At 44.0% G+C, this 19,637-nt stretch carries 17 protein-coding genes, 2 pseudogenes and 1 other annotated feature; of the genes and pseudogenes, 5 read left to right on the top strand and 14 right to left on the bottom strand.

The genetic code is table 11. The features are described from left to right. Window positions 1-1,158: pseudogene (locus ACFORF_RS04010) on the top strand (ISL3 family transposase); the annotation flags it as partial. Between the two features lie 168 nt (window positions 1,159-1,326). On the opposite strand, the gene rplL reads toward ACFORF_RS04010, so the two are convergent. The 8 genes from rplL to ACFORF_RS03970 form a co-directional block, all read right to left on the bottom strand. Then, a complete protein-coding gene (gene rplL, locus ACFORF_RS04005) occupies window positions 1,327-1,695 on the bottom strand; it encodes a 50S ribosomal protein L7/L12 (RefSeq protein WP_380425725.1) in 369 nt (122 codons plus the stop codon). A gap of 66 nt (window positions 1,696-1,761) precedes the next feature. Next, entirely contained in the window at window positions 1,762-2,256 is a 495-nt protein-coding gene (gene rplJ / locus ACFORF_RS04000; RefSeq protein WP_380425723.1) for a 50S ribosomal protein L10, read from the bottom strand. A 27-nt stretch (window positions 2,257-2,283) separates the two neighbouring features. Continuing rightward, window positions 2,284-2,419: a sequence feature (ribosomal protein L10 leader region), on the bottom strand. Between the two features lie 121 nt (window positions 2,420-2,540). Next, the gene (gene mmuM, locus ACFORF_RS03995; protein ID WP_380425721.1) at window positions 2,541-3,491 is read right to left on the bottom strand and encodes a homocysteine S-methyltransferase; all 951 of its coding nucleotides are present in this window, start codon (window positions 3,489-3,491) and stop codon (window positions 2,541-2,543) included. Between the two features lie 10 nt (window positions 3,492-3,501). Beyond that, window positions 3,502-4,878: an amino acid permease gene (locus ACFORF_RS03990; protein ID WP_380425719.1), complete on the bottom strand. Its 1,377-nt coding sequence runs from the start codon at window positions 4,876-4,878 to the stop codon at window positions 3,502-3,504. 168 nt (window positions 4,879-5,046) lie between these two features. Further along, window positions 5,047-5,634 (bottom strand): ribosome biogenesis GTP-binding protein YihA/YsxC, encoded by a 588-nt coding sequence (gene yihA, locus ACFORF_RS03985; protein ID WP_380425717.1) that lies wholly within the window; start codon window positions 5,632-5,634, stop codon window positions 5,047-5,049. Between the two features lie 104 nt (window positions 5,635-5,738). Continuing rightward, window positions 5,739-6,971 carry an ATP-dependent Clp protease ATP-binding subunit ClpX gene (gene clpX / locus ACFORF_RS03980; RefSeq protein WP_380425715.1) on the bottom strand — a complete coding sequence of 411 codons (1,233 nt, stop codon included), beginning with the start codon at window positions 6,969-6,971 and terminating at the stop codon, window positions 5,739-5,741. Between the two features lie 47 nt (window positions 6,972-7,018). Beyond that, window positions 7,019-7,516, bottom strand: coding sequence for a dihydrofolate reductase (locus ACFORF_RS03975; protein ID WP_380425713.1), 498 nt, complete (start codon window positions 7,514-7,516; stop codon window positions 7,019-7,021). A 139-nt stretch (window positions 7,517-7,655) separates the two neighbouring features. Beyond that, on the bottom strand, window positions 7,656-8,495 hold the full coding sequence (locus tag ACFORF_RS03970; RefSeq protein ID WP_380425711.1) for a thymidylate synthase: 840 nt from the start codon (window positions 8,493-8,495) through the stop codon (window positions 7,656-7,658). 232 nt (window positions 8,496-8,727) lie between these two features. On the opposite strand from ACFORF_RS03970, the gene ACFORF_RS03965 reads away from it, so the two are divergent. The 4 genes from ACFORF_RS03965 to trhA all read left to right on the top strand — a co-directional run bounded on the left by ACFORF_RS03965 (window position 8,728) and on the right by trhA (window position 12,382). Beyond that, entirely contained in the window at window positions 8,728-9,906 is a 1,179-nt protein-coding gene (locus tag ACFORF_RS03965) for a hydroxymethylglutaryl-CoA synthase (protein WP_380425709.1), read from the top strand. Then, window positions 9,899-11,173: a hydroxymethylglutaryl-CoA reductase, degradative gene (locus tag ACFORF_RS03960; RefSeq protein WP_380425707.1), complete on the top strand. Its 1,275-nt coding sequence runs from the start codon at window positions 9,899-9,901 to the stop codon at window positions 11,171-11,173. Before ACFORF_RS03965 ends, ACFORF_RS03960 begins: the two co-directional genes overlap by 8 nt. Window positions 11,174-11,289: 116 nt before the next feature. Further along, the gene (locus tag ACFORF_RS03955) at window positions 11,290-11,736 is read left to right on the top strand and encodes a DUF1836 domain-containing protein (RefSeq protein ID WP_380425705.1); all 447 of its coding nucleotides are present in this window, start codon (window positions 11,290-11,292) and stop codon (window positions 11,734-11,736) included. After that, window positions 11,726-12,382 carry a PAQR family membrane homeostasis protein TrhA gene (gene trhA / locus ACFORF_RS03950; RefSeq protein WP_380425703.1) on the top strand — a complete coding sequence of 219 codons (657 nt, stop codon included), beginning with the start codon at window positions 11,726-11,728 and terminating at the stop codon, window positions 12,380-12,382. Before ACFORF_RS03955 ends, trhA begins: the two co-directional genes overlap by 11 nt. A gap of 164 nt (window positions 12,383-12,546) precedes the next feature. On the opposite strand, the gene fni is transcribed toward trhA, so the two are convergent. The 6 genes and pseudogenes from fni to gdhA form a co-directional block, all read right to left on the bottom strand. Continuing rightward, window positions 12,547-13,539 carry a type 2 isopentenyl-diphosphate Delta-isomerase gene (gene fni, locus ACFORF_RS03945; protein WP_380425701.1) on the bottom strand — a complete coding sequence of 331 codons (993 nt, stop codon included), beginning with the start codon at window positions 13,537-13,539 and terminating at the stop codon, window positions 12,547-12,549. A 2-nt stretch (window positions 13,540-13,541) separates the two neighbouring features. Beyond that, the gene (locus ACFORF_RS03940; RefSeq protein WP_380425699.1) at window positions 13,542-14,540 is read right to left on the bottom strand and encodes a phosphomevalonate kinase; all 999 of its coding nucleotides are present in this window, start codon (window positions 14,538-14,540) and stop codon (window positions 13,542-13,544) included. Continuing rightward, window positions 14,527-15,474 carry a diphosphomevalonate decarboxylase gene (mvaD, locus tag ACFORF_RS03935; protein ID WP_380425698.1) on the bottom strand — a complete coding sequence of 316 codons (948 nt, stop codon included), beginning with the start codon at window positions 15,472-15,474 and terminating at the stop codon, window positions 14,527-14,529. Before mvaD ends, ACFORF_RS03940 begins: the two co-directional genes overlap by 14 nt. Beyond that, entirely contained in the window at window positions 15,456-16,334 is an 879-nt protein-coding gene (gene mvk, locus ACFORF_RS03930) for a mevalonate kinase (RefSeq protein WP_380425696.1), read from the bottom strand. Before mvk ends, mvaD begins: the two co-directional genes overlap by 19 nt. 124 nt (window positions 16,335-16,458) lie before the next feature. Then, entirely contained in the window at window positions 16,459-17,886 is a 1,428-nt protein-coding gene (locus tag ACFORF_RS03925; protein WP_380425694.1) for an NADP-dependent glyceraldehyde-3-phosphate dehydrogenase, read from the bottom strand. A 177-nt stretch (window positions 17,887-18,063) separates the two neighbouring features. After that, a pseudogene (gene gdhA, locus ACFORF_RS03920) lies at window positions 18,064-19,413 on the bottom strand (NADP-specific glutamate dehydrogenase). Window positions 19,414-19,637 lie beyond the last annotated feature (224 nt).

Here is a 19,637-nt window from a genome sequence, read left to right as displayed (position 1 = left end):
CCAAGTACGACTTCCAGAAACCATCCAAAATACCCTACCTGGACTGTGCTGGCTATAAAACGCTAATTCGTTTAAGGAAACGCCGTTTTCGTTGTTCAAAATGCAGGAAAATAGCTGTCGCTGAGACATCATTGGTCAAGAAAAACCACCAAATTCCCGTCATTCTCAATCAGAAAATCGCCCAAAAATTGATGGAGAAAGTTGCCATGACAACCATTGCAGAGAATCTAGCGGTGTCAACCTCAACCGTCATCCGAAAACTCAAGGAGTTCCAATTCAAGACTGACTTGACTTGGCTACCTGAGAATATGAGCTGGGACGAGTACAGCTTCAAGAAAGGCAAAATGAGCTTCATTGCTCAGGACTTTGACTCGCTCAAAATCCTAGCTATTCTTGATGGGCGAACACAAGCTACCATTCGTAACCACTTTCTACTCTATTCTAGAGCCGTCAGAAGCCGGGTCAAGGTCATCACCATGGACATGTTCAGCCCATACTACGACATCGCTAAGAAACTATTTCCAAACGCCAAAATCGTCCTTGATCGTTTCCACCCCTCGCTTTCGAATTTCTTAGCTCGAGGCTAAAATAGTCCACTGGACTATTTTACTCCAACACATGAGCCGGGCCATGAACCGACTGCGTGTCCAAGTAATGAACCAGTTTGACCGAAAATCTCACGAATACAGGGCCCTCAAGCGCTACTGGAAATTGATACAACAAGACAGTCGAAAACTTAGCGATAAACGCTTCTATCGCCCAACTTTTCGCATGCACTTGACTAACCAGGAGATTGTCACTAAGCTGCTCAGCTATTCCCAAGAACTGAAAGAGCACTACGAGATTTATCAGCTCCTACTTTTCCATTTCCAAGAAAAGCAAGCCGACCAGTTTTTTGGATTGATTGAGGAAGCACTTCCCAGCGTCAATCCTGTCTTTCAGACGGTTTTCAAGACATTCTTGAAAGACAAGGATAAGATTGTCAACGCTTTGGAACTCCCTCACTCAAACGCTAAGATCGAGGCGACAAACAATCTTATCAAGGTCATTAAGCGCAACGCTTTTGGTTTCAGAAACTTTGAAAACTTCAAAACTCGCATTTTCATTGCCATAAACATAAAACGAGAGAAGACAAATCGTGTCCTCTCTCGGTGTTAAATTGGTCAACCCACTACAGTTGACAAAGAGCCAAACAAAAATCCTGCCAAAGACTTTTTGGCAGGATTTTTGGCAGGAAACCAAATCAAATTATCAGTTTCTTTAAATCGCTATAAGCTCTAAAAGACTGGTAAATCGGGCTTCCGCTCTCAAATTGCTATGTGCTTCTTATTTAAGAGTAACAGAAGCTCCAGCTTCTTCAAGTTTAGCTTTGATTTCTTCAGCTTCAGCTGCAGCAACACCTTCTTTGATGATTGATGGTGCACCGTCAACGATAGCTTTAGCTTCTTTAAGGCCTTCACCTGTGATTTCACGAACCACTTTGATAACGCCAACTTTTTTGTCGCCAGCAGCAGTCAATTCAACGTCAAATGAATCTTTAGCAGCGCCAGCATCAGCAGCACCAGCAGCAGCAACTGCAACTGGAGCAGCGGCAGTTACGCCAAATTCTTCTTCGATAGCTTTAACGAGGTCGTTAAGTTCAAGGATAGTAGCTTCTTTAATTTCAGCAATAATGTTTTCAATGTTCAATGCCATTGTGATTTCCTCCAATTTAGGTTTTAAAATAATGTTTGTAGCACTAAGCAGCTACGCTCTGACACATTAAGCTGCGTCTTCTTTTTCTGCAACTGCTTTGATAGCATATGCAACGTTGCGAACTGGTGCTTGAAGTACAGAAAGCAACATAGAAAGCATACCTTCGCGGTTTGGCAATGTAGCAAGGGCTTCAATTTCTTGTTTAGAAGAAACTTTACCTTCTACTGCTCCACCTTTGATTTCAAGTGCATCAGCAGTTTTTGCAAAATCGTAGATAATCTTAGCTGGCGCTACTGCATCTTCTGAAAATGCAACAGCAGATGGTCCAACGAACATCTCAGCCATGCCTTCCAAACCAGCTTTTTCAGCTGCACGACGCAAGATTGAGTTTTTGATAACCTTGTACTCAACGCTTTCGCCACGCAAGTTACGACGAAGAACTGTATCTTGTTCTACTGTCAAACCACGCGCATCTACAACAACGATTGAAGTTGCAGCTTTCATTTGTTCGGCAACAGCATCCACTAATTCCGCTTTTTTAGCAATAATAGCTTCACTCATTTAGTTTTACCTCCGTTTTTATTTTGGCTGAATACGAAAAAATCGCATCCAAACCCAGACACGAAAGTACAAATACGCATAAAAAAGATAACGTTTTTGTGCCTCGGTAGGATCCTTATGAGTCTAGCTCCCCTACTGTCTTAGGTCAGTTTTATTACAAAACCTTATATATCTTATCATGCTTCAAATTCATTGTCAATCATTTATACTTGATTTTTGAAATTAATTTAGCTAAACCAATAAAAATCATTCCCTAATTTATAATTCAGAGAATGATTTTTTTGTTATCTTTTTATTTGTTGAGATAAGGCAGCAATATCTGCTGGTCTTGTCCGGCAACATCCACCGACCACTTGAGCACCTTGTCTAATCCAGGTCTGCGTATTTTCCGTCAGACTGTGGCTGGTATCTGGTGAGGAATGCCAGGTTTGGGTCGCTCCATCGTAGATTTCTCCCGAGTTTGGATAGGTCACCAAGGGCTTGTCCGTCTGCTCTGCTATTGCTACCAAGAAAGGAGACACCTTATCTGGTTGCGAACAGTTGACACCAAGGGCAAGCACCTGTTGGCTACTGGCCACTGGCTTGGTAACTTGAGCTACAGGTGTCCCATCTGACAGGGTCTGGCCGTCTTGTGTCGTAAAGGACATGTAAGCCTCAACTGTCGGAAATTCCTCAGCTAAGAGCTCTAGCAAGGCTTGGACTTCCAAGGCACTTGGAATGGTCTCAAGAGCCAGTAGGTCTACTTCTTCTTCTAGCAGTAGAGCAATCCGTGGCCGATGAAAATCTTTTAACTCTTCCAGGGAAATCTCCTTGTAGTCGCCTGTGTACTCAGAGCCATCCGCCAAAAAGGCAGCGTAGGGACCGATATCCCCAGAAATCAGAGGCCAAGTGCGATTAGAGCGGTCTTCTTCAGAGAGTTCAGCCCAGACCTCATCACGGGCTTCCTTAGCAAGTGCGACCGTCAGACGGATCAATTGCTCTGCTTCTTCTCGATCAATCCCTGCTTGAGCCAAACCAGGCACAGTAGCCTGATAACTCGATGTCGTCACAATATCCGCACCTGCTCGGATATAATCCTTGTGGATGTCCTTGATGGCTTGCGGATCCTCAATCAGATATTTGGCAGACCAAAGACTTCCCGAAATATCGTAGCCTCGATTTTCCAACTCAGTCCCCAAGGCTCCATGGAGAATGAGCGGACGACCCGTTTCTAATAGTGTCTTAAATGTAGCCATAGCAAACTCCTTACCATTTTTTAAAGCGCCAATAGTGATAGACATAGCAAATCATCATGAAGGGAATCCCGAAATAAAGGCCCGGACGTTGGGATGGATCCCAAGCGATATCAATGATAGAAATAGCCAACAGAATCGTTGTAATCCACGGTAAAACTGGACTAAAAGGCGTCTTGTAATCCAACTCATCAAGCCTGTGATCCTTGAGGAATTGTTTTCTAAAGTTGATTTGCGCAAGAGGAATGGCCAACCAAACCACAACAACTGCAAACCCAGCAATCGATACTAAAGCCAAGAAAATCGTGTCGGCAGCATAGATACTTGCAATCAAAGCGATCACGATAGCTGCCATGGACAAGAGCATAGCCCGCATCGGCACACCTTTTTTGTTGATTTTAACTAAACTTGGCGAGACCGTGCCTTCATTGGCTAGTGACCAAAGCATGCGGCTGGCAGCGTAGAGACCAGAATTTGATGCAGATAAAATAGCAGTCAAAATGATGACATTCATGATGTCCGCCGCAAATGGAACCCCCATCTTATCAAAAATAAGGACAAAGGGCGCCTCTGTCACCCCTGCTTCATTCATTGGTAGAAGCGATGCCAAGACCAACATGGTTAAGGCAAAGAAGACAACCAGCAAACCAATCGTAGACTTAATGGCCTGAGGCACTGCTTTTTTAGGATTATCCGTTTCACCCGCAGCAATTCCGATCATCTCCACGCCGGAAAAGGCATAGTTGACTGCCAACATAACGGACACTAGACCTACCACACCATTCGGCAAGAGTCCATTGGTCGTTAGGTTTGAAAATAGCGGAGCTTTGCTATAGCCCTCATAAGGCAAAATCCCAAAAATTGCCAACAAACCAAGTACAATAAAGGCTAAAATGGCATAAACCTTGATGCTGGATAAGTAAGTCTCTGCTTTAGAGAAAAGACCGATGGTTAGGGTGTTCAGACCAAAGACGATAGCCGCAAAAATCGTGGCAAAAATCCAAATTGGCACATGCGGAAACCAACGTTGCATGAGTTGGGCTGCCCCGATAAATTGAGAGGCAAGGGCAACTACCCAGCACAACCAATACATCCAGGCCACCATAAAACCAGTCCCTGGGCTGATAAAACGAGCCACATAGGTATGAAAGGAACCCGTAACCGGCATGGCAACAGACAACTCACCCAGTGAGAACATGACCAAATAGACCATGACACCACCAAAAAGATAAGAAGCAATAGCTCCAAAAGGACCTGCTTGAGCTACCGTATAGCCAGAACTCAGGAATATCCCCGTCCCGATAACGCCCCCGATGGATAGCATTTGCAGCTGACGCCAATTCATCTCCCGATGAAACTGGCCTTCATGTTCAAAATTATGATTTTCCATCATCTCTCCTTGAAAATTTCAATTCATTTTCAGTTTCCTTGAAAACCGATACCCTATTTTACCACAAAATCAGTCTTTCTACTCTTAGTCTTTTCCTATGGCTAGCTTAGTTTTAGACTATAGCAGAGCGGTAATCAAAAAAGCCCAGTTATCTGAGCTTTCATGACATTATAGTGATCCCACGATTGCATCCCAGGCTTGATCATAGCCTTGCTTGGTTTCTGAAGAGAAGACAACAAACTGGTCTCCCTTATCAAAGTCCAACTTTTTCTTGATGACAGACTCATGCTTGTTCCACTTTCCACGAGGGATTTTATCAGCCTTAGTTGCAACAACGATAACAGGGATTTCGTAATACTTGAGAAATTCGTACATCTGAATATCATCAGCGGTTGGCTCGTGACGGAGGTCCACAAGGCTCACTACAGCACGAAGATTCTCTCGGCTGGTCAGGTATTCCTCAATCATCTTGCCCCACTTGGCCCGCTCAGTCTTTGAGACCTTGGCATAACCATACCCAGGCACATCGACAAAACGAATTTTATCGTCAATATTATAGAAGTTCAATTGCTGGGTTTTACCAGGTTTACTTGAAGTCCTCGCTAAATTTTTACGGTTTAATAGGGTATTGATAAATGACGATTTTCCAACATTGGAACGGCCGGCCAGAGCAATTTCCGGCTTATCATCATCAGGATACTGGGCTTTTGAAACAGCAGAGAGAACAATCTCTGCATTGTGAGTATTAATTTCCATAGAATTCCTTTCTGTTCAGGTCGGTCTATCATAGCGTAGGTTACCCTCAACATAACAGCCGGCTATGATGAAAGAGGCCAGCCTGTGTGAGCTGACCTCAATAGTTAAGCTGTTTCAAGTACAGGCATACCAGTGCCTTCAACGGCATCCTTGGTAATACGGACAGTGCTAACCTCTGACTGACTCGGTACCTCATACATGACATCAAGCATGGTTTCCTCGATGATGGAACGTAAACCACGCGCCCCCGTTTTGCGAGCAATGGCCTTAGCTGCAATGGCCAGAAGGGCATCCTCATCAAATTCAAGATCTACTCCATCGTAAGATAGCAGAGCCTTGTATTGCTTAACCAGAGCGTTCTTTGGTTCCGTCAAGATACGAACCAAGTCTTCCTCCGTCAATTGCTCTAAAGCAGCTGTCACCGGCAAACGCCCGATAAACTCAGGAATCAGACCGAATTTTTGAATATCTTCAGAGATGATTTCTTGCATATAAGAGGCTGATTCATCAATCTTACGGCTATTTTGACCAAATCCAATCACCTTCTCACCCAAGCGTTGTTTGACGATATCTTCAATGCCATCAAAAGCACCACCGACGATAAAGAGGATATTTTTAGTATCAATCTGAATCATTTCTTGGTTAGGATGCTTGCGACCACCTTGTGGTGGGACACTGGCAACGGTCCCTTCAATAATTTTCAAGAGAGCCTGTTGAACACCTTCACCGGATACGTCACGCGTGATAGAGACATTCTCACCTTTTTTGGCAATCTTATCAATCTCATCGACATAGATAATCCCACGTTCTGCACGTTCGATATTGTAATCCGCAGCCTGAATCAATTTAAGAAGAATATTTTCAACATCCTCACCGACATAGCCGGCTTCGGTCAAAGCTGTTGCATCCGCTATAGCAAAGGGAACGTTGAGACTTTTAGCCAGGGTTTGGGCCAAGAAGGTTTTTCCTGAACCTGTTGGACCAATCATAAGAATATTGGATTTTTGCAAATCAACATCTTCTTCCTCGTGACGGCTCTCTGCAAAGCTGATACGTTTATAGTGATTATAGACAGCAACAGCCAGAGCACGTTTTGCCCGGTCTTGACCGATGACATAGTTATTGAGGATTTCCAGCATTTCTTTAGGTTTTGGAACCTCAGCCAGATCTGCCAGAACTTCTTCAGACAGTTCTTCCTTGATGATTTCTTGGGAGAGGGCGACACATTCATTACAGATAAAAACGCCATTCCCTGCTATAATTTTGCGAACTTCTTCTTGGTTCTTGCCACAAAATGAGCAATGCACCATGATGTCGTTACTTCTATTTCCTGCCATTCCTTACATTTCCATTCTAAAAATTTCTTTTCTTGTTTAGTCAGCACCTAAGCATGACGCTTATAGTGATATACTGTAAAATCGTGACTATTTTTCTCATCCTTAGCAAAGAATTCTTGGCCAGCCAGTTCAAAGCTTGAAAAGTCAAAATCTGGGAAATAGGTATCTCCCTCAAATTTTCCATGGACCTTGGTCACCAATAATTCATCATAATAGGGTTCAAATGCCTTGTAAATACTAGCTCCACCCACGATAAATAAGGACTTCTCTTGCTGGCCATACCAATCAAGAGCAGCCTCTAGACTCGTAACGACCGTAACTCCCTCGTAGACGAAAGCCTGTCGACTGAGAATCAAGGTCTCTCGTCCCGGTAAAATCCGACGGTTCATACCATCGAAGGTCACCCGTCCCATCAGTAGAGCTGAACCCATGGTGGTCTCTTTGAAATGAGCGAGTTCCTTTGGAAGCCGCCAAGGGAGACGATCTTCTTTACCAATCAGATGGTTTTCATCCTCAGCCCAAATGGCAATAATTCGTTTAGTCACCTCTGTCCTCCATTCAAACTCAGGACAAGCCTCTGTCCAATTTTCCATTACTTTCATTTTAGCAAAAAGAAGGAGAAAATGCTCTTAAAAACTTTAAGAGCACTGCTATTATTTAAAGTGAGAAAAAATCTCACTTTCCCTAAATCGCTAAATCAAATTTGAGTTGGGGTTTGACGGGATCATAATCCACTAATTCAAAATCCTCTGCCCGGATGTCGAAAAAGTTGGTGCCGTCTGGCACATTCAAAACCAGGCGTGGCAAGCAATCTGTCGCCTCACGACGCAAGAGTTCTTCAGCTTGTTCAAACTGGTTGTCATAGATGTGGAGATTGTTGATGAAGTAGAAAAACTTACCGACCTTCCAGCCAAAGTGCTTGGCAATCATCATTTGCAAAGCCACATACTGCATGGCATTGATATGGTGGGCCACCAGCATGTCGTTGGACCGCTGAGTCAGGGTCGCATCTAGATAGATGTCCCCATCCACACGTCGCACATCAAACATGGTCTGGAAAGCGCACGGCAAGAGCCCTTCCGTCTCGTCAAAGGCCTCATAGTCCCAGAGAGAAATCACATTGCGGCGGTTCCAGGGATTGGCTTCCAATTGCTTGAGAATCTTCCCGATGATATCATGTTTTTTGACTACGGCTCCGTAACGCTCACCAATCGTGCGCGTGTTGCCCACTTCCCACTCATTCCAGTAGTGAACACCGTACTTGTCCTCTAGAACATCCAGGCTATTGGACTGGTCCTGGTAAATCCAGAGCAATTCCTTAATAGCGGACTTGATGGCAATGGGACGTAAGGTCGTAATAGGAAACTCGCCCTTGCTCAAATCGTATTCCGCAAAGGAGCCTGTGATGTACTTGGAATTAGCCGTCGTGCCGTCCTTGTACTTGGGTCTCGCCTGCTCAGACCAGACACCCTCGTCCAAGATTTTTCGGATATTTGCTTTAAAAATGATATCTGCTTTTGTCATCTGAAACTAGAGTACTCCTTAACTTACTAACTTGCTACTATCATATCGAAATTTTTCCAAAAAGGCTAGCCTTTAAATTAATTTGCCTTATCAAATTAACTTCTGAAAAGACGAGGTTATTTTTAGGTTTTCAATAAAAATATGTTAAAATGAGATGATGCCCCTTGAGTGGGCAAGTTAATGATTTGAATGAAATAGGACTGGCAATTTTGTCCAGTTCAAGGAGAAAACTATGACAATTGGTATTGATAAAATTGGATTTGCGACCAGTCAATACGCCCTAAATATGGCTGATTTGGCTCAAGCTCGTGGAGCGGATCCAGCAAAATTTAACGAGGGATTGCTCTTGGATGCCCTCTCTATCACACCAATCACTGAAGATATTATTACACTTGGTGCTTCTGCAGCTGATAGCATCTTGACTGAGGAAGATTGCCAAACGATTGACATGGTTATCGTCGCTACGGAGAGTGGTGTGGACCAATCAAAGGCAGCTGCTGTGACCATCCATCACCTGCTCAATATCCAGCCCTTTGCACGCGCCATTGAAATGAAGGAGGCCTGCTATTCTGCGACAGCAGCTCTGGATTACGCTCGTCTGCATATCGAAAAAAATCCTGACAGCCGAGTCCTGGTTATCGCTTCAGATATTGCCAAATACGGTATTGAAACGGCTGGAGAATCGACTCAGGGAGCGGGTAGTCTGGCCTTGCTTGTTAGCGCCAATCCACGCATTCTAGAGTTAGATGATAACCGAGTGGCTCAAACCCGTGATATCTGGGACTTTTGGAGACCTAATTATAGCGAGACTCCCTATGTCAATGGGATGTATTCAACCAAGCAATACTTGGACACACTCAAGACCACTTGGGAAGAGTTCCAACGACGCTACCAGGTTACCTTGGAAGACTTTGCAGCTTTTTGCTTCCATATTCCCTTTCCTAAACTAGCCCTTAAGGGTCTCAATAAACTCATCACCAAGGATTTAAACCCTGACCACAAGGAAAAACTTTTAGCCCAGTTTGATCACTCTATCGCCTACAGTCGTCAAATCGGTAATATCTACACTGGCTCCCTCTACCTGGGACTTCTCTCCCTCATGGAAAACAGCCATGACCTCCAAGGTGGCGATAAGATTGGTTTCTTCTCCTATGGATCTGGAGCAGTCTGTGAAATTTTCCAAGGGACGCTTGTAGACGGTTTCCGTGACCAATTGCAGAGCAGTCGACTTGACCAGTTCAGTCAACGCCAAGCACTCAGTGTTGCTGAATACGAGGCACTCTTCTATGAACAAGCTCAACTTGATGGGCAGGGGAACGCAACCTTCCCTGCTTTCAAAACTGGCGCCTTTGCTTTAACTAACATTAACCAGCATCAGCGCATGTACCAAAAGGTGGCTGACAATGACTAAAATCAATTGGACTGGCTTTTCAAAAAAATCTTACGATGAACGCCTAGAGTTTTTATCCAAACATAACCTATTATCACCAGACCATCAAGATACACTTGAAGAAAATGTCCTCCTGACTATAGATACCGCCAATCAAATGGTTGAAAATGTCATTGGAACTTTTTCTCTGCCCTTTACTATTGTGCCAGATGTCATGGTTAACGATAAGGTCTATAAGGTGCCCTTCGTCACAGAAGAGCCATCAGTTGTGGCTGCTGCTACCTTTGCCAGCAAGATTATCAAACGCTCGGGTGGATTTAAGACAAAGGTTCATAACCGCCTCATGATTGGTCAAGTAGCCCTCTATGATGTTGATGACGTCAATACTGCTAGCTCTGCTATTCTCCACCATAAAGATGAAATCCTAGAATTGGCTAATGCTGCCCACCCGTCTATCGTCAAACGAGGGGGAGGAGCTCGTGACCTGACTGTCGAGATAAAGGAAGAGTTTCTTATCCTTTATCTGACGGTCGATACCCAGGAAGCTATGGGAGCCAATATGGTCAACACCATGTTAGAAGCCATTAAACCTAGATTGGAAGAGTTGGCTGACGCTCCTAGTCTCATGGCTATCCTTAGCAACTACGCGACTGAAAGTCTCGTAACTGCCCAGTGTTGTATTGACACACGCTTCCTCAGTCGCAATAGTCAGGAAGCCCACCACTTGGCTGAGAAAATGGTCTTGGCTAGCCGTCTTGCTCAAGTTGATCCCTACCGTGCTGCTACCCATAACAAGGGAATCTTCAACGGTATCGATGCCCTCGTTCTAGCGACTGGTAATGACTGGCGAGCTATTGAAGCTGGTAGCCATGCTTACGCCTCTCGACAAGGGCAATATCATGGACTAGCTACCTGGTCCTATAATGAAAACGCAAAAACCCTATGCGGTGAATTAACCCTCCCTATGCCCATCGCAACAAAGGGGGGATCAATCGGGCTTAATCCTACCGTTCAGATTGCTCACGATTTATTGGGAAATCCAAGTGCGAGAGAACTCGCTCAAGTCATTGTAGCCATTGGCCTTGCTCAAAATTTTGCAGCCCTTAAAGCTCTAACATCAACAGGAATCCAATCTGGTCATATGAAACTCCAGGCCAAATCACTCCTACTCCTTGCTGGCGCAAAAGAATCTGAAATACCCCAACTTCTTCCTCAGATGCTAACCACTAAACGGTTAGACAGTCAAACAGCACAAGAATTACTAGCAAAGTTTAGAGAAGATAGCTAATAGTCTAACGAACCAAGATAATTTATCTTGGTTTTTTTAGTTTTTCTAGTTTTCACTTGTAGTTTTATTTTTTATATTATATAATCTAGTTATAAAAACTAGATAACGAGGTAATGATGACAATTAAAAACTATCCGCTTTGGAGTGAACTGCCTGAATTGGAACTCTATCTAGACCAAGTTCTTCTCTATGTCAATCAGGTCTGCAAGGATCAATTATTAACGGGAGACAAGGGCTTAACCGCAGCCATGGTCAATAACTACGTCAAACTAGGTAGTCTTGCAAAGCCAGTCAAAAAGAAATACAACCGTCAACAAATTGCAAGACTTATCGTGATTACGACCTTAAAAAATGTCTTCCGCATCCAAGAAATCAGTCCAGCTCTGACACAACTAACAGACAACAACCAGTCGGAGGTCATGTATAATCATTTCGTCCAGGCTATGTCTGGTCAAAACGATCAAGACATTCCTAAATTGATAAAAGCAGCCTGTGAAACTGCTCTGTCCTATCAATATACCTATCGACTCTTACAAGAATTGGAGACCCAGCATGAATCCTAGTATGACCCTCAAACTTAGCAAACGTTTAACCTTTGGAGAGGAGGTTGCCAATGCAATTACCCATGGTGTCGGTGCCTTGGCTATGTTGGTTCTCCTTCCTATTTCAGCGATCTATAGTTATCAGACGTATGGCATTCGCTCTGCTGTTGGGATTTCTATCTTTGTCATTTCCCTCTTCCTCATGTTTCTTTCGTCAGCTATTTACCACTCCATGTCTTATGATTCCCCTCAGAAATACATCCTGCGAATCATCGATCATTCTATGATTTACATCGCAATAGCGGGTTCTTATACTCCTGTCGCCCTCTCCCTAGTAGGAGGTTGGCTAGGCTATGCCATTATCATCTTACAATGGGGCACAACCCTCTATGGAATTCTCTATAAAATTTTTGCCAAAACCATCAATGAAAAATTTTCCCTCTTTCTCTATCTACTGATGGGGTGGCTGGTTATTTTTATCCTTCCAGCCATCATCAGCAAGACCACACCACTCTTTTGGGCGCTCATGTTGGCTGGTGGACTGGCCTATTCTATTGGGGCTGTCTTCTATGCTCGCAAACGCCCCTATGATCACATGATTTGGCACCTCTTTATCCTTCTAGCATCGATCCTCCATTACCTGGCAATCTGCTACTTTATGTTATAAAAAAATAAACTAGGCTACCTAATCCTGCTTTACAAGCAAGGAAGATAGCCTAGTTTTTTATACTCTTCCAAAATCAAAATTAAACGTCGTTAGGTTTCCTTGCCTAACTCTCTTATGTCTACGTCACCCTGCCTTGTCTATTGAGATTTTGAGTGAGTATTAATTCATCGATTGGCTTCTGCTAATTTTCCATAGAGTAGGTAGTCTACTTCTCTTAGTTCAGCAAGGTTGCGACAAGAAAGAGCGCACATGATGAAACGCAGGTCTTCTTTCCAACCGTTGATAATCTCAATAGACTCTGCCACGCTGTACTGTTCTACTATTTCTAAAACCGTCCGTGACAAGCCTACAGCCCGAGCACCAAGAACCAGAGCCTTCACCATGTCGAGGGGATGACGAACCCCACCGCTGGCTAAAATCTCAACATCGTCAATAACTGGTTTGGCATTCAGCAAGGCCTGAACTGTGGTCTGCCCCCACTCATCGAGGTAAGAACGGTTGCCACCGCGCTTATTCTCAATGTAGGCAAAGCTTGTCCCACCACGTCCAGAAATGTCAAAGGTACGAACTCCCAAAGCACGCGCCTGCTCGATGGTCGACAAGTCCATACCAAAACCGACTTCCTTAAGAATAATGGGCACCGGCATGCTGGTCGCAAAGGCAGCGAGATGGTTTTGCCAATGCTTGAAGGTCCGCTCCCCTTCAGGCATGAGAAGCTCCTGCATAAGGTTGACATGAACCTGTAAAAACAAGGGATTGAGATCTACAATGGCCTTTAAACCAGCCTCTATTGGCTTATCAATTCCAATATTGGTCGCAAAAAGGAGGTTTGGCTTGTCCTGATTAACAGAAAACGAATCATCTTCAGGATTTTTAAGAGCTGCACTGTAGGAACCAGTTACCATGAGAATCCCCGTCTCCTCAGCCACCTGGGCTAATTTTTCGTTGACCAGTTTAGCCTTTTTTGAGCCACCAGTCATGGCATTGATATAGAAAGGATAGGCGAAATCCTGACCTGCAAAATGGGTCGACAAATCAATCTCATCCAAGTCATACTTGGGCAAGGACCGATGAATCAACTCCATCTCGTCAAAACTATTGTAGGGCGACTGGTAATCCAGCGCATGCTTAATGTGTTGATCTTTCCGATTGGCCACAGCTAGCCCTCCTTTCCCAGAATTTCTTCGTGTAATATTTCAATACCAGCAGTCTCCCAGCGACTGACAAGTTCGTTTCTATTTCTTTCGTCAAATAGCAGAGCAACACCACAGTCTCCACCTCCAGCGCCAGACGACTTGGCAACTGCACCTAGTCCTTGACTGGCCTGACGCAGTGCCTGTAATTTCTCACTATAGATGGCAGGATGAAGATCAGTCAGCAACTCATGAACCCTGTTCAATCCTGCGGCTACGACTTGACTATCTCCAGCTTCCAGTCCAGCCTTAATGGCCAACACCGCTTCTTGCGTATTGCTCAAAAAGGCCTCATCAATAGACGACTGAACCAGGTTAATCAAGTCCTTAGAGATGGCAGGTTCTTGGGTCCAACCCGCTAAAAAGGTAACTGGCTCCGCTACCTGCACTGGTTCAATTACATAGCCCCAATCACGCTTGAGAACCTCACTCAAAGAATGTTCACTCAGCCATTGTGCAACCCTTTGACGGTCAAAGGACCTATAGGCAATCAGGCCTTCATAGGAAATACAGGCTAGGTCTCCCATGGAGCCATTATCCCCTCGCCTGAGCAAGACTGCCGATGCCAGCTTAAATAGGGTATCGGCCGACAAAGCCATTCCCGTCCATTCAGCCAGGGCCTTCAAGGTCAAAATGACCACACTGCCACTGGATCCGATACCTAGTTTTTTACCATCACGCTCCATCTTCCCAGAGATTTGAAGGTTGAAAGGTGGCAAGAGACTGTCACTATAATCTTCAAATAAATCGATGGTCTCCTGAATGAGGCTATAGTTGCCATCCAGTTTTCGTCCAACGGAATAGTCGAACATATCCGACCTGATTTCAAACGTATCCGCAGCCTCAATCTTTGCAATCATGTAAATAGGAATACTCTTGATTAAAGCGGTCTGACCAGGCCAGAGGATAGCATATTCTCCTGCCAAATAAAGTTTACCTGGCGTCTGTACCCTAGTGATTGTCATCCGGAAGTACCTTAGTTTTAGAAACGATGACGCGATAATCTTTTTCAAAAATAGCTGCCAAGCGCTCTAAGTCTTCTTCCAGACAGAGTATCTTGACATTAGGCCCTGCGTCCATGGTAAAGTAGCATCGTTCTCCCTGTTGGCGAAGTTTACGCACAGCCTCCATAGCCTTGTGAGATTCTTCTGTCAAATAGGAGAAGGCTGGGGTGGCATGCTCAGGAGTAGAATGCATGAAAAGAGCATTAGCTTCGGTCAACTCACCGACAGCCTCAAAATCATTGGCCGCGAGATATCCTAGCATGGCCTCATAATCCTTTTCAGACTGGTCAATCCATTCCTTGAAATTGGTCGAAGTTTCTGCGCAACGTTTCATTCCTTCACGGCTAGAGACAGGTTTTTGAGCATCATTAAGCACCAACATAATCATGGCTAGCTTGAGGTCTGTTTTCACGGGATAAATAGCTCCGCTATCCTTATCCCAAGCCGCCAAGGGACCAAAGAAAGACCGGGCTGAAGAGCCAGAAGCAAACTTGGCCACCTGAGCCAATTCTTCAAGCGGCAAATCCTTACCAAATAGCTCATTGCAGCCCTTGACTAAAGCCGATAGACCTGATGAAGATGAGGACAAACCAGCTGCTGTCGGCATATTATTACGCGTTCTCACACGGACAAACTGGCTCGATTCTGTTCGAAACAGATCAATAACCTTGCTGATTTTGGCATGTTCAGCATCACTTTGCAGGACATCGTTGATGTAGAATTCATCTCTTTCTCCACCAACAATCAACTCTAACTCCGTATCCGTATACATATTTTCCAGGGTCAAGGAAATACTGCTAGTAGCTGGAATCATTCGCTCAGCATCTGCCTTACCCCAGTATTTAATGATAGCGATATTGGCGTAAGACCGTACGCTTACAGGCTTTCTATCCATGTGTTGATAGCTCCTTCTTCTCTTAGTTTATGGGCAATAGCAGAGGCTTCTGCCTGAGTTTTAGCCAGGGCAATCACGCAACCACCCAGACCACCGCCACTCATCTTGGCCCCAACTGCTCCTGCAGACCGAGCAGATTGGACCAGGTGGTCAGCTTCAGAACAAGACACTCCCAGCTGACTCAACAAGTCATGGGCCACATTCATGGCTAGACCAATCATCGCTAAATCCTTGTCCGCTAAGGCCGACTCGACTTTTTCAGTCAAAGTCCCCAGTTCAGCTAACAAAGGCAATGCTACATCACCTTTTTCCTTGACCAATTCCACCGCTTCTCGCGTTTGACCATGAATTCCGGTATCAGCGATAACCAAATAAGCACCCAAGTCTAAATCCAGTTCAAAAAATCCAACATTGCGAATTAGCTTGATAGCCTTATCACTCAGACAGGTTTTGGCGTCCAAACCACTAGGATGGGTATGGGCGACTATTTCAGCCTGGTTGACTAACTGTTCCAGGACCAGTTTATCTAATGGTGCATTGTAAAAATCGAAGACTGCCCGAATTCCAGCAATAGCAATGGCAGCTGAAGACCCCATCCCCCTGCGTTCAGGAATGGTCGACTGAATCTCATAACGAATGGCCTTATCCGTAATTTTCAAGTAATCCAAGGCCGCATGCAAAGCTGTCACAAGTGGATCCTCACGACTGATAGCTAAAGCATGTTCACTCGGCTGAATCAGACAAGTCACCTCAATATGATGGAGAGGTAGGGCAATAGCTGGATAGCCATAAACTACAGAATGCTCTCCCATCAAAATAATCTTGCTATGGGATTTCCCCAAGCCAAAATTTTTGCTCATAATTTTCTCTTTCTCGAAATCTTGCCCTTCTATTTTAATATAAAAAAAAGAAAAATGCGACTTTGGGACCATTTTTTAAACAGTATAGTAAAAGGCCACCATGGTTTGGTGACCTTAAGCTTCATTATTTGATGTCAAAGACAACTGATTTAACTGTAGTCATAGCTTCGATAGAGTATTTAACACCCTGTGTTCCAGCACCTGACTTCTTAGCTCCCAAGAATGGGAAGTTGTCAGTTCCACGTTGTGTTTTGTTGTTGATGTGGACTGTACCGACTTCTAATTGCTCAGCAATTGAAAACGCCAATGGGAAGTCATTTGTGAAGATAGATGCTTGCAAGCCGTATTCAGATTTGTTAGAAAGCTCAATCGCTTCTTCAACTGATTTTACACGAATAACTGGAAGGACTGGACCAAAAGGTTCTTCCCAAGCCAAACGCATATCTGAAGTTACCTTATCAAAGAGAATAGGGCAAATCAAATTACCTTCACGTTTGATTTCAGTAAGGGCTTCAGCACCTTTTTCTGAAGCATCGTTAACAAGATCTTCAACAAAATCTGCAGCTTTTGTATCGATAAGTGGTGTGATATCAGCATCGTCTTCTGGATTACCAATAGTAAGTGCCAAAACTTTCTCACGGATGCTTTCAACCAACTTGTCAGCTACACTTTCCATAACAAGCACACGTTTTACAGCTGTACACCGTTGACCAGAGTAACCAAAGGCACCCGCAACGATATTCTTAGCAGCTAATTCGATATCTGCATCTTCAAGAACGATAGCAGAATCCTTACCACCCAACTCAAGCATGATTGGACGCATACCAGCTAATTTACCGATACGCTCTCCAACTGGAGTTGAACCTGTAAAGTTAATATAGTTAACAGCTTCGTGTTCTACAATGTAATCACCAATAACCGAACCGCGTCCAGTAATTGTGCTGAAGACACCAGCAGGAACACCCGCTTCAGCAAAAGCCTCTGCTAAGAGCAAGCCGGAGATTGATCCTTGTGTAGGTGGTTTAAGGGCAACAACATTACCTGAAATCAAGGCTGGCGCAATTTTAGAACCTGCCAAGTTGATTGGATAGTTAAATGGTGAAATCGCCAAAACAAGACCTACTGGCTCGCGACGAACGATAGCAATTTTTTTCTTGCTAGCTGCTTCAAAGCTACCACCTTCAAGAACTTCACCTTCCATACGCAAGCCTTCTTCAGCAGCATAGTTGATGATTTCAGCTGTACGAACAACTTCGCTAACCGCAGCCTTGTAGCCTTTAGCAACTTCTTTTGAAAGGATAGCACCAATCTTCTCCGCATCGCGGACAAGAATGTCAGCTGCCTTGTGGAGGATAGCTGCACGCTCAACGTAAGAAAGAGCACGCCAAGCAGGTTGAGCTGCTTTAGCCGCTGCATAAACAGCATCTACTTCTTCAGTTGACATGGCAGGAACTGAACCAAGTTCTTCTCCTGTTGCAGGGGCATAAATTTTAATTTCATCGGCAGAGAGTTTCCACTCGCCGTTTACTAGATTTTTATATTGTTTACTCAAATCTAAGTCTCCTTTAAACATAATAAGTCTATTCTATCACTTTTTTGAGATATTTCAATTTTTTGGCACAAAAAAATTCAGAAAATTCAAAAACATGATGATTCAAAGTATTTTTTGCAAGATTTAAAAAAAGAAGATCAGGCAAACTGCCTAAATCTTCTCTTCATTTTTAGTCAATTACACAATACCTTGTGCTGACATTGCTTCTGCAACCTTCAAGAAACCGGCAACGTTGGCACCGACAACAAGGTTACCTTCTTGTCCAAATTCTTTAGCAGCTGAAGCAGCATTTGTATAGATATTCTTCATGATATCGTAGAGTTTGCTATCCACTTATTCAAAGGTCCAAGACGTACGACCACTGTTTTGTGACATTTCAAGGGCTGAAACAGCAACACCACCGGCGTTAGCAGCTTTTGCAGGTCCAAATGATACACCAGCTTCGTGGAAGACATCAATAGCGTCAAGTGTAGACGGCATATTTGCACCCTCAGTAACGGCGATACAGCCATTAGCAACAAGCGCTTTAGCATCATCAGCGTTCAATTCATTTTGAGTGGCACATGGGAAGGCGAGGTCTGCCTTAATGGTCCAGATAGAATCTCCACCAGCAGGTGTGAAAACTGCATCTTTGTGAATCTCAGCATATTCAGAGATACGTGCGCGTTTTACTTCTTTGAGGTCTTTTAAGGTATCAAGGTTGATACCAGCTTCGTGGTAGACATAACCTGATGAATCAGAAACAGCAACAACTTTTGCTCCAAGTTCATGCAATTTTTCAGTCGCATAGATGGCAACGTTTCCTGAACCAGAAACAATCGCAGTTTTGCCACCGAAGTCAGTACCACGCGCTTTAAGCATTTGCTCTGCAAAGTAAACAGCTCCGTAACCAGTTGCCTCTGTACGAGCCAATGAACCACCGTAAGTCAAGCCTTTACCAGTCAAGACACCTGTGTATTCGTTGCGAAGACGTTTGTATTGTCCGTACATGTATCCAATTTCACGACCACCAACACCGATATCACCTGCAGGAACGTCAGTATCTGCACCGATGTGTTTGCTCAACTCTGTCATAAAGCTTTGGCAGAAACGCATAATTTCATTGTCTGACTTGCCTTTAGGATCAAAGTTTGAACCACCTTTACCACCACCGATTGGTTGGCCAGTAAGAGAGTTTTTAAAGATTTGTTCAAAACCAAGGAACTTGATGATGGATTGGTTTACAGACGGGTGGAAACGAAGCCCACCTTTGTAAGGTCCAATAGCTGAAGAGAATTGAACACGGAAACCACGGTTTACATGCACTTGTCCCTTGTCATCAACCCACGGTACACGGAATGAGACGATACGCTCAGGCTCAACCAAGCGTTCCAAAAGATTTTCTTCAATATATTTTGGATACTTATCAAATACTGGCACCAAAGAAGCAAATACTTCTTCAACCGCCTGGAGGAACTCTGCCTCGTGTCCATTTTGAGCTTTTACTTTTTCAAATACGCTATCTACGTATGCTTGACCATTTGTCATATTGTTTTCCTCCATTAAATTATTGGGTAACTCAAGATTACTTCAAATATTATAAATTTTCTGACTATTCCTGTCAAGGGTTTTTTATGATTTTTTTAAAAAAACAAAACCCATGTAATTTAATGTGATATACTCCCCCTATAGTGGACAGTGAAAAAACAAAAATTCACTAGAAACTATAGAGGGAGTTTTCATATGTCCAAAAGAAGTCCGAAATCAGTAGA

Source organism: Streptococcus caprae (assembly GCF_042649745.1).
Lineage (GTDB): Bacteria > Bacillota > Bacilli > Lactobacillales > Streptococcaceae > Streptococcus > Streptococcus caprae.
This window is presented reverse-complemented; position numbering and strand designations above follow the sequence as displayed.

What these genes read in the sequence shown, in the direction of transcription:
- ACFORF_RS03970 (WP_380425711.1), bottom strand. Translation starts at nt 8,495, where the DNA reads ATGACAAAAGCAGATATCATTTTTAAAGCAAATATCCGAAAAATCTTG.
- ACFORF_RS03960 (WP_380425707.1), top strand. Translation starts at nt 9,899, where the DNA reads ATGACTAAAATCAATTGGACTGGCTTTTCAAAAAAATCTTACGATGAA.
- ACFORF_RS03990 (WP_380425719.1), bottom strand. Translation starts at nt 4,878, where the DNA reads ATGGAAAATCATAATTTTGAACATGAAGGCCAGTTTCATCGGGAGATG.
- ACFORF_RS03965 (WP_380425709.1), top strand. Translation starts at nt 8,728, where the DNA reads ATGACAATTGGTATTGATAAAATTGGATTTGCGACCAGTCAATACGCC.
- rplJ (WP_380425723.1), bottom strand. Translation starts at nt 2,256, where the DNA reads ATGAGTGAAGCTATTATTGCTAAAAAAGCGGAATTAGTGGATGCTGTT.
- clpX (WP_380425715.1), bottom strand. Translation starts at nt 6,971, where the DNA reads ATGGCAGGAAATAGAAGTAACGACATCATGGTGCATTGCTCATTTTGT.
- trhA (WP_380425703.1), top strand. Translation starts at nt 11,726, where the DNA reads ATGAATCCTAGTATGACCCTCAAACTTAGCAAACGTTTAACCTTTGGA.
- ACFORF_RS03940 (WP_380425699.1), bottom strand. Translation starts at nt 14,540, where the DNA reads ATGACAATCACTAGGGTACAGACGCCAGGTAAACTTTATTTGGCAGGA.
- ACFORF_RS03955 (WP_380425705.1), top strand. Translation starts at nt 11,290, where the DNA reads ATGACAATTAAAAACTATCCGCTTTGGAGTGAACTGCCTGAATTGGAA.
- rplL (WP_380425725.1), bottom strand. Translation starts at nt 1,695, where the DNA reads ATGGCATTGAACATTGAAAACATTATTGCTGAAATTAAAGAAGCTACT.
- mmuM (WP_380425721.1), bottom strand. Translation starts at nt 3,491, where the DNA reads ATGGCTACATTTAAGACACTATTAGAAACGGGTCGTCCGCTCATTCTC.
- mvaD (WP_380425698.1), bottom strand. Translation starts at nt 15,474, where the DNA reads ATGGATAGAAAGCCTGTAAGCGTACGGTCTTACGCCAATATCGCTATC.
- yihA (WP_380425717.1), bottom strand. Translation starts at nt 5,634, where the DNA reads ATGGAAATTAATACTCACAATGCAGAGATTGTTCTCTCTGCTGTTTCA.
- mvk (WP_380425696.1), bottom strand. Translation starts at nt 16,334, where the DNA reads ATGAGCAAAAATTTTGGCTTGGGGAAATCCCATAGCAAGATTATTTTG.